The following is a 17,531-nucleotide window of genomic DNA, read 5'->3' on the forward strand; positions in this document are numbered from 1 at the left end:
TCAACCTCCCAGTTGACGCAGCCAATGCCCGATCCGCTCGGCCAGAACTTCGACGGCGGGCTCCGCCATCATCGACAGATGATCTCCGTCGACGCAATCCACATGAACCTTGCGGCAGAGTTCAGTCCAGCCATAGGCGGAATCGCTTCTGTCCCAGCCGTCCTCGGGGTGCGCGCGGGCGGCGCGAAACAGCGCGAGCGGAAACTCGGCCCGGGCGGACGGCGCATAGGTCGCGCGCCGCGCGGCGGCATAGACCGCGAATGCTGCGGGCGTGACATGGATAGCGAAGCCCGCATCGTTGGCGCGAGACGCGAGCCTCGCGACTTCGGCTCGCAAACCCGCATCGCCGACATCCCCGCGTGACGGCAGCCGATGTGGGGCGAGCGTGTCGAGCAGGATCACCACCACCGCCCGGCCACTTGCCTGCAAGCGCAGCCCCATCTCGAACGCCACCCACCCGCCGAACGAATGGCCGACCAGCACGGCCGGATCGTCGGCGTCCGACAGACTGGCCAGATGGTGTTCGGCGAGCGCTTCGACGCTCGGCAACGGCGCTTGCGCGCCGTCGAGTCCCGGCGCTTCAAGGCCGTGCAAGCGCCAGCCGTTCGGGCCGCCCAGATGCGCGGCGAGACGAGCGGCGTACAACGGCGAACCGGGATTGCCGGGGATGAAGAAAATCCGCGGTGCGCTGGAGGAGCCGGCGTTGCCCGCGAGGCGCTCGGCGAGCGCCTGCGCGATCGCACCCAGGCGGGCGTCGTGCAACAACTGAGTCAAGGGCAAGCGCACCCCGGTTGCGTTCGCGATGCGATGCAGGAAGTCGACGGCGAGCAGCGAATGCCCGCCGAGATCGAAGAAGCTGTCGTCGAGCCCCGCGTGGCCGCCGAACAGATCGCGCGCGAGCGCGACGACCACCCGCTCTTGCGGGGTTTCAGGCGCGCGCGACGCGGCCGGCTGCGCGACGGCGAGCGGGATTGCCGGATCTGCGAGGCGCGGCAGACCATCGTCCGCCGCCAGTCGCGCCGCCGCCTCGCGCAACAGCGACGCCAGCCCGGCCGCCGTTGCGTCGTCGATGAACCGCCGGTTGTACAGCAAGCGCGCGATCCCGTCAGGCGAGACGCGCAACAGCAACGGATGATGCGAGCGCGCCCCACTGCCCGCCTCGGCCGCGACGGATAAACCGGCATCGGCGGGCGCGTCTTGCTGCGGCAGGTGCTCGACCACCACCAAGGTATCGTAAAGACGCGTGGCAACGGCGGCGGCCTGATGCACTTCGGCGGACGACAGATATTCGAACGGGCGCTGCTCGCGCTGCATCGCCTCGATCCGGCCCAGCAACTCGCCGACCGTTGCCATATCGGTCATCCGCACATGCAGCGGAAAGGTCGAGATGAACGGCCCGACGATGCGCTCAACCCCCGCAAGCGTCGCGGGACGGCCGTGCGTGGTGACGCCGAACACCACGTCACCGGTCGCGCGAAACGCGCGCAGAACCAGCGCCCATGCGGCGAACACCGTAATCGCGAACGCGACGCCGTGGGCGCGCGCGACGTCGAGGAGCGCGCTCGCGTTGATGTCCGTGACCTCTGCGAAGCCGTCGCCCGACGCGCGCGGCGCCATCGGGGGCAGGCGGGGCAATGCGCTGAGGCGCTGACGCCAGAACGCGGCCGCGGCCGCCGCATCCTGCGCGTCGATCCAGTTGACGTAATCGCGTAGCGGCCGCGCCGGCGGCACTGGCCGAACACCCTCGTAGCAGGTGAGCAGATCCGAAAGCACCACCGCGATCGACCAGCCGTCGGTGATGAGATGGTGGTGAGTCCAGACGACCCGGTATGCGTCATCACGCAGCCGGATCACGGCGAAGCGCCACAGCGGCGCGCGGTTGACGGCGACGCCTCGCGCGCGATCCTCGTCCAGCCAAGCCGTCAGCGCCTGCGGATTGTCCGCGTCGTCGGTGTTTCGCCAGTCTTCCCATGCCACTTCGGGCTGAATCCGCTCGAACACGACCTGCACCGGCTGCTCGGCGTCCCATGCGAAACAACAGCGCAGGCTCGCGTGAGTCTCGGCGGTGCGCTCGACGGCCGCGAGGAAACGGCTGCGATCGAGATGCCCGCGAACCGACAGCACGGTCTGCTCGATGAACAAGCCGCCCTTGATCGCGCCGTGCGCGCTTTCGAGCAGCATCCCGCGCTGCGACGGCGCGAGTGCGTGAATGTCCTGAACTTTCGCCTTCATAGCCGTGCGCTCCCGCAAACTTCCGATGCGCGGCTCAGCAGCCAGCGCACGATCAACCGACTGCGCGGCACGCGCTGCCCGTCGCCGCGGTGGCGCAGCGCGAGCTGCTGCGTGATCACGGCGAGTCGCAGCAGGCCATAGGCATACCAGTACGCCGGTTGCGCCACTTCGCGCCCGCTGGCCTCGGCGTACAGGTCAACGAGTGCCTCGCGCGTCGGAGCGCCCGGGGCGCAGCTCGGCCCCGGCGCGTCGAGACGCAGCAGCGGCGGATCGCGACGCTCGATCCAGTAGGCGAGCGCGATCCCGAGATCGGCGAGCGGATGGCCGATGGCGGCCAGTTCCCAATCCACAACCCCGACCACCCGCGCCGGATCGCCCGGATCGACGAGGGTATTGTCCAGTTTGAAGTCGTTGTGCAGGAATGCCGCCGGCGATGCGTCGGGAAGCCGTTCCGTCAGCCACCGAGCGACCGCCTTGAAGTCGCCGTCGGCGCCCGCGGCTTCTTCCTCGTTCCAGCGCCGTCGCCATTCGCCGAGACTTCGGCGCAGATAATCGGGCGGCCGCTCGGCCGGCGCGATTTCGACGGCATGCAACGCGGCGAGCGCGGCGATGAAATTCCTGGCGAGGCGGCGCACGACGTCGGGCGAAAGCGGCCCGCACGCGGCCGGCAAGACGCCGTCGAGCCGTTCGACCAGCAGCAACGTCGAGCCGTCGTCGGCCCCGCCGCCAACCGCGAGCGGTTTCGGCGCCAGCGGAAAATGCTCGCCGATTCGCTCCAGTACGCCGAATCGGCGCTGCGCCTCTCTCGGCGCGCCCGCCGGCAGCAGGTAGGCAATCACGTCGCGATTGCCTGCCTGCACGAGAAAAACCTCGCTGGCCCGTCCGCCGCCGATGCGCGTCGCCTGAGCGGGGCCGCCGGGGCGGCCGAGCGCCGCCATCGCACGCTGCGCGATTTCGGCGCTCATCGGGCTTCCCCCCGAAACGCGGCCAGCGCATGGCGCGCCACGAGCGCCTTGTGGACTTCGTCGGGACCGTCATAAATGCGCCCCGCTCGCTCATGGCGCCAGAGCACGTTGAGAATCGTGTCGCCGCTGACGCCGAGCGCGCCTTGCACCTGCAACGCATGGTCGAGGACGGTTTGCGTCACGCCGGCCACGAAGAATTTCGCGATCGAGATGTCGATCTGAGCGCGCTCGTGCCGGCTTTGCAGACGCGACGCCGCCTGGGTGACGAGGAGCCGCGCGGCATCGATCGACGCGCGGCTCTCGGCGATCCAGTTCTGCACCGTTTGACGCGACGACAGCAGTTCGCCCGCAGCCAGTTCGCGGCGGCACGCTCGCCGGCACATGATCGCAAACGCGCGCTCGCACACGCCGATCCAGCGCGCGCAATGATGCAAGCGTCCGGTTGCCAGGCGCGCCTGCAAGACGATGAACCCCTCGCCGGGCTTGCCCAGCAGCGCATCTTCGCCCACCCTGCAGTCGTCCAGCTCGAGTTCGCCGTGACTGGCCCAGCCGCAGCCTTCATCGCCCATCACGCGCAGGTTGCGAACATGCCGGTAGCCCGGCGCGTCGGCGGGCACGATGAAGGTGCTGGTGCGCGCATGCAATGGCGCCGTCTCGTCGGTAACGGCCAGCACGATCGCGAACGCCGCCTGATCGGCGCCGGACGCGAACCACTTCCGGCCGCTCAGATGCCATGCGCCATCCTTGAACACCGCCCTCGACTTGAGAGAGGCGGGATTCGAGCCGGCGGAATCCGGCTCCGTCGCCGCGAAGCAACTGCGGATCTCGCCGCGCAACAAGGGGGCGAGCCAGCGTGCTTGCTGGGCGGCTGTCCCATACTCGAACAGCACCTCGATGTTGCCGGTGTCGGGCGCTTGATAGTTGACCGCATAGTGACCGAGCGGCGAGCGGCCGAGGATCTCTCCGGCCTCGACCAGTTCGAGCAGGCTCAGCCCCATGCCGCCGTCCGCGCGCGGCGCCTGCGGAAGCCAGAGGCCTCGCGCCCGGTTGGCCGCGCGAACCCCGGCCATCAAGCGCTCCACCGCGGCGAAATCGCCCGCCGCCAGCGCCGCCTCCGGTTCCGCGAGCGCTGCTTCGACGTCCCGAAATGCTGCGACCCGTTCAATCATTGGTTGCCTCCGACATGTCCAACTGCGCGAGGATGGTGCTCATCCTGGCCGTTCCCGCCGTCGCCAGCGCCCGCAGTTCGTTCATGGCCCGTGCGGCGATGGTGTCGAGCGTCAACCCGGCGAATGGCTCGTCCTGGCCATGCCACACGATGCGCAGCGCGCCGTCCTCGATCGTCGCGGCGAGCGCGATCGCGTGCGGCGCCGGCGTTTGCTCCGGCGCTGACAGGATTGCGGCGATGGGCCACGCCGGCGCGGCGGATTCCGCGGGGAAGAACGCTATCGATATCGGCGCGTCGCTTCGCAACGCTTTGGGCAGGCGCTCCGGCGCGGCCTGGCGCAGCACCGTGTAGGCGACGGCGCGACGGCGGGCGTCCGGCAACAGCGCCGCGGCATGCGTCGCGGCGGCCTCGATGTCCGCCGATGTGTCCACGACGAGCGGATGAATGGCGGTGAACCAGCCGATCGCGCTTGAAACGTCGCATGGCACGCGCGACCAGCCGCGCCCGAAGGACTCGATGTCGACCGGCACCCGATCCGATTCGCCCACGCTACGGATCGCACGCGCGACGGCAACCGCGAGCAGCGCTTCGAGCGGGCGACGGGTGGCGCTCAGCGCAAGCGTCTGCGCGACCGGGAGCGTCGAATTCAGGGCGCGGCGCACACCATCGCGCCGCGCGACGGGAAACGCATCCGGCGGCGTATCGAGCGATGACCAGAACGCCGCATCGTCGTCGAGCTCCCCTGCCGCGGCGACGCGTTCGAGCGCGATCGCCCAGTGGAAAAACGACTCATCGGCCGCCGCCCGTTGCTGACCTGCCGCCAGCGCCGATGCGCCGACGCGCCCGTGGAGGTCGCCCAGCAGCCTTCGCCAACTGAATGCATCGATCAGCAAGTGATGGACGACGAGGACCAGCATCGAGCCGGCCGTGCCCAATACGAGCGCGGCGCGCAGCAGCGGCGACGTCCGGATGTCGAGCGAGCACTGCAACGCCGCGCCGATCTCCTGGGCGAAACCGAGTTGCTCGTCGGCCGGCCCCGAGTGCTGATGAACGGCGACGACGACAGGCGCGGGCGTGCCGAGCACCTGCTTCCAGCCGGATTCCGTTTGCTCAAAGCGCGCCGCCAGCGCCGCGTGGTGCGCAATCGCGGCGTCGATGGCGGTGCCGAGCGCCGTCGCATCGATCTCGGCCGGCACGCTGAGAACCACGCCTTGCACGAAGCGGTTGATGTCGCCCGATCCGCAATTGAACAGCCATTGCTGAGTTGGCGAGAGCGGCAGCGGCGTTTCTCGCGGCACGGCCTGCGCCGTCCGCTCGACGCCGGCGGCGGCAAGCTCTTCGATCGTGTGCGCGCCGAAAGCCAAATGCGTATCGAGATGAATGCCCTGCTCCTTCGCGCGCGCGACGATCTGCAAGGTGGCGACGGAATCGCCGCCGAGGTCGAAAAAGTCGTCGATGACGCCGATCGGCTCGAAGCCGAGCACGTCGGACCAGATCGTCGCGAGCCGGGCTTCGAGCGCGGTTCGCGCCGGTACGTACGGCACCGCGAGCACCGGCCTCGGATGCCGCGAGCCGGCGGCCGGCTGATGCGCGTCGGCCGCGCGCGCCAGCGAAAACGCCTCGCGGGCGCGGGCCTTCAGCGGGTCCAGCTTGCGCGTGCTGACGGCGATGCGCGGCGATTCGCAAGCCGACGCCATCTCGAGCACCCTGACGCCCTCGTCGGCGCTCAGGCCCGCCGTGCGCAGATCTTCCGGCACGAAGCGTTCGTCGGACACCGTCGCCATGCCGATCTCGGTCCATGTGTCCCATGCGATCGCACGCACGCGCGTACCGTCGGCCGCCCACGAAGCGCCCAGCGCTTCCAGCGCGAGGTTGGCCGCCATATAGTCGCTCGCGCCGGCGGCCGGCACATGCGCGCGCAGCGACGAGCACAGCACGACGAAATCGAGGGAGTCGGCGCATAGCACCTGCCGCAGATTGCGCGCGCCAAGGAATTTTCCCGCCAGCACATCGCGCATCGCGGTATCGGCCGCCGTGCGCAGCAATGCATGCGGCGGCATCCCCGCGCTATGCACGACGCCGTTGATGGGGCCATGCTCGGCGCGGATCTGCGCGACTGCTCGGCGCAACGCATCGAGGTCGCTCACGTCGACCGCGATCGCGGTCAGCCCGGGGATCGATTGGCCGCCGCGCCGGCTCAACGCGACCACGCGCGCGCCGCGCTCGACCAGATGTCGGCCGATCGCGCGCCCCATGCCGCTGTTGCCGCCCGTGACGAGGTAGACGCCGTCGCGACGGATCGCCATCGCCTGCGTCGTCGCGGCCCCGATGGGTTCCAAGGTTTCGACCCAGCGCGATCCGTGCCGATGGATCGCCGCGTCGTCGGCCGAGCGCGCGCACGCTTCGGCGACGATGCATTCGACGAGATCGGCCGCGGCGGCGTCGACATCCGCAACCCGCGCGCGCCAGCCGGGATATTCGGCCGGCAGCGCGCGCGCGAGGCCGAGCAGCATCGCTTTTTCCGGCGCGGCCGGCGCGCCGAAACCGGCCTGCGCGGCCAGCGCGCCGTCGGCGACGAAGGTGACGTCCACATCGGCGCCCGTGCGGTCCGCCCACGCGCGCAAGAGCCGCGCCGGGCGGATGTAATGCCGTTTCAGCATCGAATCGTCGTCGCGGGCGGGTTCCGCGGCGAGGCCCCACAGCGCGATGACGGAGGAAGGACGATCTGCGGCCGCGGCGGCGGCCGCATCGATCGCTTGCGCATCCATCTCGTCGGCATACGCGATTTCCGCCACCTGCGCGCCTGCCTCACGCAGCCTCGTCGCGACGCGCGCGCCCACGCCATGCTCGTCGAGCAGCACCAGCCAGTGCCGCCGAGTGTCGATCGGCGCGCGTTCGAGCGGTGCGCTTTGGCGCAAGCGCGGCGCATACAGCCAGCCGCCGGGGTCCGCCACGCGCGCGAGCGGCGACGGCGGATCGATCCAGTAGCGCTGATGTTCGAACGGCGTCGGCGGCAACGCAACCCGGCGTCCGCGCGCGGCGACGGCCGCCGCGCCGGCCGCGGCGCGCGTCACCGGGAGATCGCCTCTGAGGATTTCGATCGCCTCGTCGAGCGACGCGCACTCGCAGGCGATCCGCCATTCGAACGCGCCGCGCGACATCGCGAGCGTGTATGCGACATCCGCGAGCGGCGGCCGCTCGCGCTCGAGATGATCCGCGAGATCCCGCGCGAGCCGCCGCACAGCCGCCTCGGAACGCGCCGACAGCAAGAGCGGCCACGGGCCGCCGGCGTCGCCGCCGGCCGCGTCGGGCTGCGGCTCGGCGGCGGACTCCAGCACGAGGTGCGCGTTGGTGCCGCCCATGCCGAACGAGCTGACGCCGGCACGCCGCGTGGCATCGGGCCACGGGCGTGCGGCGGCGTTCACGAAGAACGGCGAGTTCGCCAGGTCGATGCGCGGATTGGGCTCGTGAAAATGCAGCGATGGCGGAATCACGCGATGCTGCAGCGCGAGCACCGTCTTGATCAGCCCCGCGATGCCGGCGGCCGCGTCGAGGTGGCCGATGTTCGTCTTGACCGAGCCCAGCGCGCAAAAGCCCTGCCGCGCCGTACCTTGCCGGAACGCGGCGGCCAGCGCCTCGAATTCCACCGGGTCGCCCAGCGCCGTCGCGGTGCCGTGCGCCTCGATCATGCCGATCGAATCGGGCGGCACGTCGGCCAGCACTTGCGCTTCGCGAATCGCGCAACGTTGCCCGTCGACGCCGGGCGCGGTGAAGCCGACCCGGCGCGCGCCGTCGTTGGAGACCGCGCTGCCGAGAATGACCGCGGCGACGGGGTCGCCGTCGGCCAGCGCGTCGTCCAGACGGCGCAGCACCACGGCACCCGCGCCGTTGCCGCCGACGGTGCCGTTGGCCTCGCGGTCGAATGCGCGGCAATGGCCGTCCGGCGAGCCGATGCCGCCGGGCTCGTGGCGGTAGGGGCGGCGTTGCGGCGTGGTGATCCGAACCCCGCCGGCGATGGCCGTGTCGCATTCGTCGGCGAGCAGCGCCTGAACGGCCAGATGCACGGCGACGAGCGATGTCGAACAGGCGCTCGACACCGAGACGGCCGGGCCGGTGCAACCCAGCAGATAGGCGAGCCGCGACGGCAGGAACGACGGCTCGTTGGAGAGCAGCAACGACAGATCGTCGTGCAGCGCCGACGGCACGAGATTGCGAATCAGGTATTCGTTGAAACCGGCGCCGGCAAATATGCCGGTGCGGCCCGGCAGCCGCCTCGGATCGTAGCCGGCGCGTTCGGCCGCCTCCCATGCGCATTCGAGCCATACGCGATGCTGAGGGTCCATCCGTTCGGCTTCCCGCGCGCTGAGCCCGAACAGCGCCGCGTCGAACCCGGCGACATCGTCGAGGATGCCCGCGGCATGAACCTCGTACCCGGCGTCGGTCGGCGTGACGGGGCCGAAGAACGTGACGGACTCGACGCCGTGCACCAGGTTGTCCCAGAACTGCTCGGGCGAGCTCGCGCCCGGAAACCTGCAACCCATGCCGATGATTGCAACGTGCGGAGTGCTCATTCGTGTTCCCTCTCGATCTTTTGACGGCGTTCCATGGTCCGGCGGCGGCGGCGCAGCGCGCGCTCGTCCGGTTCGTCGGCGGTGGCTTGGCGGGTTTCGCCGGCGGCGATTTGCGAAGCGATCGCGGCGATCGTGGGCTGCTGAAAGAGATCGACCACGCGCAGACTTTCGGCGCGTGGCAGGCGGGTGCTCATCAGGCCGTGCGCCCGAACGATCGCGAGCGAGTCGCCGCCCGCGTCGAAGAAGTTTTCATCGATGCCGATTGCCTCGCGGCCCAGCACCTCGCACCAGATCGCGGCGAGCGCTTCTTCAAGCGCGTTGCGCGGTCCCTGCGCCGGCGCCGTCGGCGCGGCCTCCCGGGGGAGCGCCCGCCGGTCGATCTTGCCGTTCGCCGTCAACGCGAATCCGTCGACCCGAATCAGTGCCGACGGCATCATGCTGTCCGGCAGCCTCTGCTTGAGTGCCGTGCGAACCCGTTGCGCATCCATGTCGGCGGCCGCCACATACCAGGCCACCAACTGACGGCCGCTTGCGCCCTCGCGAACGTCGGCCACCGCGCCGCCGATTCCCTCCAGCGAAGACAGCGCGCACTCGATCTCGCCCAGCTCGATCCGGTAACCGCGAATCTTGACCTGTCGATCCGCCCGGCCCAGCGACTCCATACGGCCGCCCGGCAGGAATCGTCCCAGATCCCCCGAGCGGTACATTCGCTCGCCGGGCCGATACGGGTCCGCGACGAACCGCTGCGCCGTCAGCGCTTGCGCCCCCAGATAGCCGGCCGCGATGCCTTCGCCCGCAACGTGAATCTCACCCACGGCTCCCGGCGGCACGAGGCGCCCGTGCCGGTCCAGCAGATAGATTCTCTGGCCCGGAAACGGCCGTCCGATGGTCACCGGCTGGCCGCGCTCCAGCGGCTCGAACGTCGTGATCACCGTTGTCTCGGTGATGCCGTACACGTTCGCGATGCGCGGGTATTGGGCGGGATCGGCGCTGGCCGGCAGCGAGGCGTGATAGGTTTCGCCGCCCACGACCGCCCATCGCAGCCGCACGCCTCGATGCGGCACCGCCACGAGCTGCTGGAAGGCCGCCGGTGTCTGGCACACGATCGTCGCGCCTTCCGTGCGCAGCAATTCGTGAAACGCTTCCGGCGAACGGGTGACCCAGTACGGCACGGGCACCACCGTCGCGCCCGTCATCAGCGGATACCAGATCTCCAGGATCGAGTAGTCGAACGCGTAGGAATGGAAGGCCGTCCATACATCGGTTTCGCTCAGCGCCATCCGCTCGCGCAAACCATCCAGGTGCATCACGTCGCCGTGCCGCACCATCACGCCCTTTGGCCGGCCGGTCGATCCCGACGTATAGATCACGTATGCCAGATCGTCCACCGTCGCCTGATGTGGCGTGAGCGCCGCGTCAGGCGTGACATCGAGTTCCGCCAATTCGACCTGCCGCACCGCGCCGCACCATGCCCCGCCGCCTCCGATCACCATCAGCGGCTGCGCGTCCTCGATCACGAGCGCCTTGCGTTCGTCCGGCCAGTCGGGGTCCAACGGCACGTAGGCGGCGCCGCTTGCCAGAATCCCGTACATCGCGGCGATCGTCTCCATCGTCCGCTCGCCGACTATCGCGACACGCCCGCCCACGCCCACGCCTTGCCCCTGCAGCCAAGCCGCCATTCGTCGGCCCCGCGCCGTCAGCTCCGCATAACTGAGCCGCCGATCGCCAAGCCGCAACGCCGTAGCTTGGGGCCGCGCAACGGCCTGCTCGTCGATCCGCTCGACGATGGTCCGGCACGGCGGCGGCAACGCCTGGTCCCCGCCGCTCCAGTGAAACAGCAGCGTCTCGCGCTCGGTGTCATCGAGCATCGCCGCCGCCAGGTCGCCGACCGTCGCCGCCCGCGCCGCCGCGTTCAACAGCCGCGCCAGATGGCCCGCCACCTGCGCGATCGACGCGCGCTCGTAGCGCGCCGGGTCGTACAGCAACGTCAGCTTCAAGCACCCGCCTTCCGGCACCGCCACCACCGTCAGCGGCCAGTTCGTGCGCTCCACCGTACGCACCGACACCACGCCGATCCCGCCTCCGAGCAAATCGCTCGGCTTCGCCATCGGATAGTTCTCCACCACCACGAGCGTATCGAACAGCCGGGCACCGCGTTGCGCCCCGCCCCAGCCCTCGATCTGCGCAAGCGACACCGCGCCCGCCTCCTCCCGTCTCGCCTCCGCCTGCATCACCGATCTCAGCCAGGCTCCCAGCGGCGCCTCCGCGTCCACCTTGATCCGCGCCGGCCGCGTCTCGATCAGCACCCCCACCATCGACTCGCTGCCGCTCACTTCCGCCCGGCGTCCCGAGCTCGTCATCCCGAACAGGACATCGTCGCTTGCGCCGTAGCGGCTCAGCAGCACCGCCCAGCATCCGGCCACCACGCTCGCGAGCGTCACCCGCTCGCGCTTCTCCAGCGCTTCCAGCGCACCGCGATCGACTTCGACCATGACCGGCGCGCCGTCTTCGCCGCCCGGCGATGGCGTCGGCAGCACCAACTCGCGCGTGCCTTCGAAATCGCCCAGTTCCGCCCGCCAGAAGCCCTCGCCGGCGCCTTGCTCCCAGATCGACCGAGACCACGCCACATAGCCGCTGAACGGGCTGCGCGGCGGCCGCTGCGCCACCTCGCCCGCCACCCGGGCCGCATACGCGCGCACGAGGTCGCCGATCAGCAGCGACAGCGACCAGCCGTCCAGCAGCAGATGGCTGTACGTCACCACCAGCTCCCATCGATCCTCGTCCGTTTTCAGTAGCGCGCAGCGCAGACATGGCGCCGCGCGTAAATCCAGTCCCCGCTCGCGATCGGCACGCAGCCACGCGTCCAGATCCAGCCCCCGCGGCCACGACTCCTGCTGCCACGGCACCGACACCGACGTGTGCACCACCTGAACCGGCTGCGCCACCCCCTCCCAATGAAACGAGGTACGCAGCACCGGATTTGACGCGACCACGTCGCTCCAGGCGTTCCTCAGCGCCTGTTCGTTCACGGCGCCGGCGAGCGTGCAGGTCAGTTGCTCCACATACATCCCGTCACCGCCGAGCGCGTGGTACAGCATCCCCTCCTGCATCGGCGTGAGCGGGTAGGCGTCCTCCACGTCGATGCTCGACGAATCGCCGACCGCCGTGCGGGAACCCAACTCGTCCAGCGTCGTGCGGATGTCGTCGAGCAGGCTCGCGATGGTGTCGTCGCGATGCGCACGGGGGTTGTATTCGATACTCACGTTCAGTGAGCCGTCGATGATGGCCGCCCCCACGTCGAGCAGATGCGAGCGTGGTGTCGAAGGCGCGCGGTCGTTTCCGATCCCGGCGCGCAGCAGTCGCCATTCCCCCGCCGTGGCCTCCAGTCGTCCGAGAAAGTTGAACAACAGCGGGCGCGGCGACCAGTCGGCTCGCCCCGTCAGATAGCGCAGCGCCTGATAATCGGCGCCGTGCGCGCTGCTCGACCGGATCGCCGCGCGCACGCTCAGCAGCGTTTCCTTGAACGTCCCGCCGCGAATCACGGTCGGCATGATGGTCGTGAACCAGCCCACGGTGAACGGAACCTCCGGATCGTCGGCGAAACCGTTGCGTCCGTGCGACTCCAGATCGATCACGACTTCGTGCCGGCCGGACCAGCGCATGATCGCGCCGGCGACAACGGCGGCCGTCACCTCGTCGATGCGATAGCCCTCGGCAACGGCAAAGCCGCTGATGATCCGCGACGTGGTCGCCCTGTCCAGCACGCAGGATTGTTCGCCGGATGCCGCCACGTCGCCGGCGTCGTCCGTGCCGTCGAGCGGCAGCGACTCGGACGATGCGGCGCCGCCGAGCAATTCGTCGATCAGGCCCGCGGGCGCCGCGGCCGCCCAGTCGATGCGACGCCGGGTCCAGCGCCGCATCGTGGTCGGCACGGCGCCAAGATCGTTGCCCGCGCAAAGCGAGGCAATCTGGTCAATGACGATCTGCCAGGACACCGCATCGACGGCGAGATGATGCGCGACGAGCAGTAGGCGCCGCGAATCGTCCGGGAATTCGAGCAGCCCGGCGGCGAGCAATGCGGCGTGCTCGATGCGGATCGACGCCCGCAATCGATCCGCGACCTCGTCAACCGCATCGTCGTCGCAGACGGCAAGCTTCACGGTTTCAAGGACGGGCGTCACCCGCTGGCTCACCCGCTGCCGCCATTGCCCCTCTTCGCGAAAGTAAGCGGTCCTCAAAGCCTCGTGAATCGTCACGAGCGTTCCCAGCGCGCCGCGAATGGCCGAGGCTTCGATCTGCGGCGGCACCTGCAGCAGGACCGATTGGTGGAACCAGTCGGGCTCCCGCGGTTGCTGCAGGAAGAACCAGCGAGCCATCGGCGGTAACGGAGCGGCGGTTTCGCCGTCCGGTTCGGCAACATCGGTGGCGGCTCCCGCGGCGGCCGCGATTTTGGCAATCGTCTGCAACTGGAGCACGTCGCGGGGCATGATGTGAATCCGCTGCTCCCGTGCGCGAGTCACGATGCGAATGGCAAGCATCGAGTCGCCGCCGGCGTCGAAGAAATTCTCGTGAACGTCGATGGCTTCGCGCCCCAGCACCGCTTGCCAGATCGACGCGAGTGCCTTCTCGACGACGTTCCGCGGCCCCTCGGCCGGCGATGCCGGTGCACGCACCTGCATGAGTGCACGTCGATCGATCTTTCCGTTCCGGGTCAACGGCACGCTGTCGATCGAGACGATCGACGCAGGCAGCATGTATGGCGGCAGGCGCCGCGCGAGCGCGTCGCGAATCTCGGCATGGTCCAGCACGGCGTTGGCGCGGGCCACTACATATGCCGCGATCGTCTGGCGCCCATGGTGCTCGACAATCGTCGCGACGCCGCGCTCAACGCCGGGCGCCGCGCCGAGCGCCGCCTCGATTTCGCCGATTTCGATGCGAAAGCCGCGAATCTTGACCTGATCGTCGACGCGCCCGAGGAATTCGAGGTTGCCGTCGGCGAGCACCCGCGCGCGGTCTCCGGTGCGGTACATCCGCTCACCCGGCACGTGCGGATCGGCGACGAAGCGATAGGCGGTCAGGTCCGGCTGGCCGAGATAGCCGCGCGCGACGCCCGCGCCGGCGATCCAGAGGTCGCCGGGCACGCCGATCGGCAACGGTCGCAGCGACGACGACAGCACGTACAGCCGCTGCCCCGGGAGGTGCCGCCCATAAGGCACGAAAGAGGCGTCGGGGGGAAGGTGGCGCGTGTCGTAGTAACACGACCAGATCGCCGCCTCGGTCGCCCCGCCGAGAGCGATCACGTGCAGTTCGGCGGTCGCGGCTTCTCGGATTCGCGCGGGCAGACTGACGGGCACGCGGTCACCGCTCAGCATCACGAGCTTCAGCGAGGGCGGCAGCTTTCGCCCGCTGTTGCGGCACTCGAGCAGCAGCAGTTCCATCACCGCCGGCACGGACTCCCACACCGTCGCCCGCTCACGCTCCATCAGGTCGAGCCAGACGTGTGGCTCGACGTTCGACGATTCCGGCGCCAGCACGACCGCGGCGCCCGCCGCGAACGCGCCGAAGAAATCGAACACCGACAGGTCGAATCCCACGGACGACACGCACAGCAGCCGGTCGGCCGGGCCGATCGCGTAACGCCTGAGAATGCTCTCGATAGTCAGCGAGGCGGCACGATGGTCGATCATCACGCCTTTGGGCTTGCCGGTCGAGCCGGACGTGAACATCACATAGGCGAGATCGTCGAGCGCGACCGTCGGAGGCGCGACATCGGCGGCTGCGGCCTCGTCGACGAGGATCACCCGCGCGTCGATGCCGTCGAGCGCCGCGGCGAGTGCGCGCGTCGTCAGCACGTAGTTGAGCGTGGCGAGCACGTCGCGCATGCGCTCCGGCGGCGTCGCCGGATCGATGGGCACATACGCGCAACCCGCACGCATCACGCCGGAATACGCGGCGATCGCGCCGACCGAGCGCGGCAGCAGCACCGCAACCGGTTCACGCCGCGCACCAGCCGCAACGACCGCGCCGGCCACGCGGCGCGTTTCCGCCGCCAGTTCGCGATACTGCATGCAGCCCTCGGCGCAGATGATCGCGGGCGCGAGCGGCGTGAGCGCGGCGTGGCGCTCGATGCCGGCGTGCAGCAGATAACCGTCGCCTTCCGGCGGCGTGGCGTTCAGCTCGTGAATCAGACGCCGCTCCTCTTCCGGCGGCAGGATGGACAGGCTCAGGATCGGCCGTTGCGGCTCGCCGGCCAATGCCTCGACCAGGCCCCGCATGGCAGTCGACAGATAGGCGGCAATCCGGGCCGGGTCGATCCCGGCAACTGTCTGGGCGGTCAAGCCAAAGCCCTCGCCCAGGTCATCCACCGAGAGCGTCACCGGATAGGTGGTGCGCTCCTCCGAGTGCAGCTGGCGCATTCCCTCCCAGGTCCCGTCGGCGATGCCAGCGGTACTGTGGCGATAATTGAGCAAGGTGCTGAACAGCGGCAGCGGCGGCACCACCCCGCTGCAGCGCTGAACCAGCGACAGGGGCGCTTGCTCGTGTTCCAGCAGCCGCGCCAAACCGTGGTGGGCGGCCCCAACCGCCTCCTGCACGCTGCGCTCCGCCAGGCATATCCGTACCGGAAGGGTATTGATAAGCACGCCCATCACCCGATCGGCGCCGGTCAATTCCCGCAGACGACCCAGCAGCACCGACCCGAAGACCACGTCGTCGCGGCCGCTGGTCTGCGCGAGCACCTGGGCCCAGCCGACATGGAACAGCACGCCCGGACTCATACCCAACCGCCGCGCCTGATTGCGAATCGCCCGAGCCAGGTCGTCGGCCAGCGCGAGATGGGCCTCGGTTATGTCCTTTCCGTCGTCCCGTGCCTCGAGCACGCCGAAGGGAGCGGTCGGCTCATCGACGTCGCCGAGCACCTCGCGAAAGTAGGTCTCGTGCACATCCGCCGGCACGCTCGTGACTTGCGCGATGAAGTTTCGGTAAGGCAGCGCCGCCGGCAGGGCCTCGGCCCGCCCGTGCAGAATCGCGGTGATTTCGGCGACGACGAGCTCCAGCGTCAGATGGTCGGCGATCAGATGGTGGAAGGTCAGCGCCAGCAGCCACTCGTCCCGCTCCGGATCGCGAGCGATGTCGAGCGCGAACAGCGGCGCACGGCTCAAGTCGAGGCGGCGCTCGCGCGGATCGGTATGCTTCAACAACTGGGCGGGAACATCGCCCTCCTCCGCGGGACTGAAGATCTCGGCGTGCAGTGCCGCCTGACGCCAAACGACCTGAACCGGCTGCGACAGCTCCTTCCAGCAGGCGGCGGTGCGCAGGATGTCATGCCGATCGATGACCTGTTGCAAGGCCGCGAGAAAGGCATCGAGGCGCGCGCGGGTATCGAACGCCAGCAGGCTGCGCAACAGATAGGCATCGCCTTGCGTCTGCTGCAAATGATGAAACAGGATGCCTTCCTGCAGCGGCGCCAGCGGATAGATGTCCTGCACATTGGCCGCCCCGCCGGGAACCGTATCGACGACGGCGTCGATCTCGGCCTGGGAAAGCGCAACCAACGGCAGCATGGCGGGCGTGATGGCACGGCAACCGGCGGGGATGCGGTTGGGCGGCACCGCAAAAGCGGGCGCGTCGCCGCGCCGGGTGTCGATCGCCTGAGCCAGATCGGCCAGGACCGGCGCGACGAACATGCTGCGCACGTCGAGCGACCAGCCGAGGTCCCGCAGCCGCTCGATCATGCTGACGACCAGCATCGAATGGCCGCCGAGCTCGAAGAAATGGTCGTGACGGCCCACCTGTTCCAGGCCCAGCAGGTCCTGCCAGATCCGCGCCAGCGCGGTTTCCACTTCGCCCGTCGGCGCTTCATAGCCACGGGACACGACCGCCGTTTGATCCGGCGCCGGCAGCGCCTTGCGGTCGAGCTTGCCGTTCGGGGTGAGCGGGAGCGCGTCCAGCATCACGAAGGCGCTGGGCAACATGTGCTCGGCCAGTTGCCCGGCGAGTTGCCGACGCAATTCGGCCGGGACGAGCGCAACACCGGACTGCGGCAGCACATAGGCGACCAGGCGTTTGTCGCCCGGCGTGTCTTCGCGGGCGATCACCACCGCGTCGCGCACCCCGTCGCATCGCGCGAGGCGCGCCTCGATTTCGCCCAGCTCGATGCGCAAGCCGCGGATCTTGACCTGGAAGTCGTTGCGACCGAGGTACTCGATGGTGCCGTCGGGCAGCCAGCGCCCGAGGTCGCCGGTCCTATACATGCGCGCGTTCGGGGCGGCCGCGAACGAATCGGACACGAAGCGTTCGGCGGTCAGCTCGGGACGGTTCAGATACCCCCGCGCGACGCCGGCGCCGGCAATGTGAATCTCGCCCGCCACGCCGATCGGCACCGGCTGGCCGTGAGAATCCAGGATATAGATCCGGGTATTGGCGATCGGGCGGCCGATCGGCGCCGCGCGATCGTAATCCCGCATGTCGAGATAGGACGTACTGAAGACGGTCGTCTCCGTCGGCCCATACCCGTTAACCACGATCAGCTCGGGCAGCAGCCTTTCAAGCCGATAAAGGTCCTTTTCACGCAGCGGTTCGACGCCGACCAAAATG

The 17,531-nt window shown here is 69.4% G+C and carries 5 protein-coding genes (1 of these 5 running past the window's edge); all 5 read right to left on the reverse strand.

Annotation, left to right across the window (positions count from 1 at the left end; all coding sequences use genetic code 11):
* Tightly spaced (each overlapping or abutting the next), the 5 genes in view from BTH_RS24240 to BTH_RS24260 form a layout consistent with a single transcriptional unit that may run on beyond the window.
* Positions 1 to 2,232: an alpha/beta fold hydrolase gene (locus BTH_RS24240; protein WP_009891073.1), complete on the reverse strand. Its 2,232-nt coding sequence runs from the start codon at positions 2,230 to 2,232 to the stop codon at positions 1 to 3.
* Positions 2,229 to 3,197 carry a phosphotransferase family protein gene (locus tag BTH_RS24245; protein WP_009891075.1) on the reverse strand — a complete coding sequence of 323 codons (969 nt, stop codon included), beginning with the start codon at positions 3,195 to 3,197 and terminating at the stop codon, positions 2,229 to 2,231. The genes BTH_RS24240 and BTH_RS24245 overlap by 4 nt, the downstream gene beginning before the upstream one ends.
* Positions 3,194 to 4,366, reverse strand: coding sequence for an acyl-CoA dehydrogenase family protein (locus BTH_RS24250; RefSeq protein ID WP_009891077.1), 1,173 nt, complete (start codon positions 4,364 to 4,366; stop codon positions 3,194 to 3,196). Before BTH_RS24250 ends, BTH_RS24245 begins: the two co-directional genes overlap by 4 nt.
* Positions 4,359 to 8,936 carry a type I polyketide synthase gene (locus BTH_RS24255; RefSeq protein ID WP_009891079.1) on the reverse strand — a complete coding sequence of 1,526 codons (4,578 nt, stop codon included), beginning with the start codon at positions 8,934 to 8,936 and terminating at the stop codon, positions 4,359 to 4,361. Before BTH_RS24255 ends, BTH_RS24250 begins: the two co-directional genes overlap by 8 nt.
* Positions 8,933 to 17,531 carry the 3' portion of a non-ribosomal peptide synthetase gene (locus tag BTH_RS24260; RefSeq protein ID WP_011402345.1) on the reverse strand. It continues 2,354 nt past the right edge of the window, so the window shows 8,599 of its 10,953 coding nt (coding positions 2,355-10,953); its start codon lies off the right edge, out of view; it ends in the stop codon at positions 8,933 to 8,935. Before BTH_RS24260 ends, BTH_RS24255 begins: the two co-directional genes overlap by 4 nt.

The organism is Burkholderia thailandensis E264 (assembly GCF_000012365.1).
Lineage (GTDB): Bacteria > Pseudomonadota > Gammaproteobacteria > Burkholderiales > Burkholderiaceae > Burkholderia > Burkholderia thailandensis.

What these genes read in the sequence shown, in the direction of transcription:
- BTH_RS24240 (WP_009891073.1), bottom strand. Translation starts at nt 2,232, where the DNA reads ATGAAGGCGAAAGTTCAGGACATTCACGCACTCGCGCCGTCGCAGCGC.
- BTH_RS24245 (WP_009891075.1), bottom strand. Translation starts at nt 3,197, where the DNA reads ATGAGCGCCGAAATCGCGCAGCGTGCGATGGCGGCGCTCGGCCGCCCC.
- BTH_RS24250 (WP_009891077.1), bottom strand. Translation starts at nt 4,366, where the DNA reads ATGATTGAACGGGTCGCAGCATTTCGGGACGTCGAAGCAGCGCTCGCG.
- BTH_RS24255 (WP_009891079.1), bottom strand. Translation starts at nt 8,936, where the DNA reads ATGAGCACTCCGCACGTTGCAATCATCGGCATGGGTTGCAGGTTTCCG.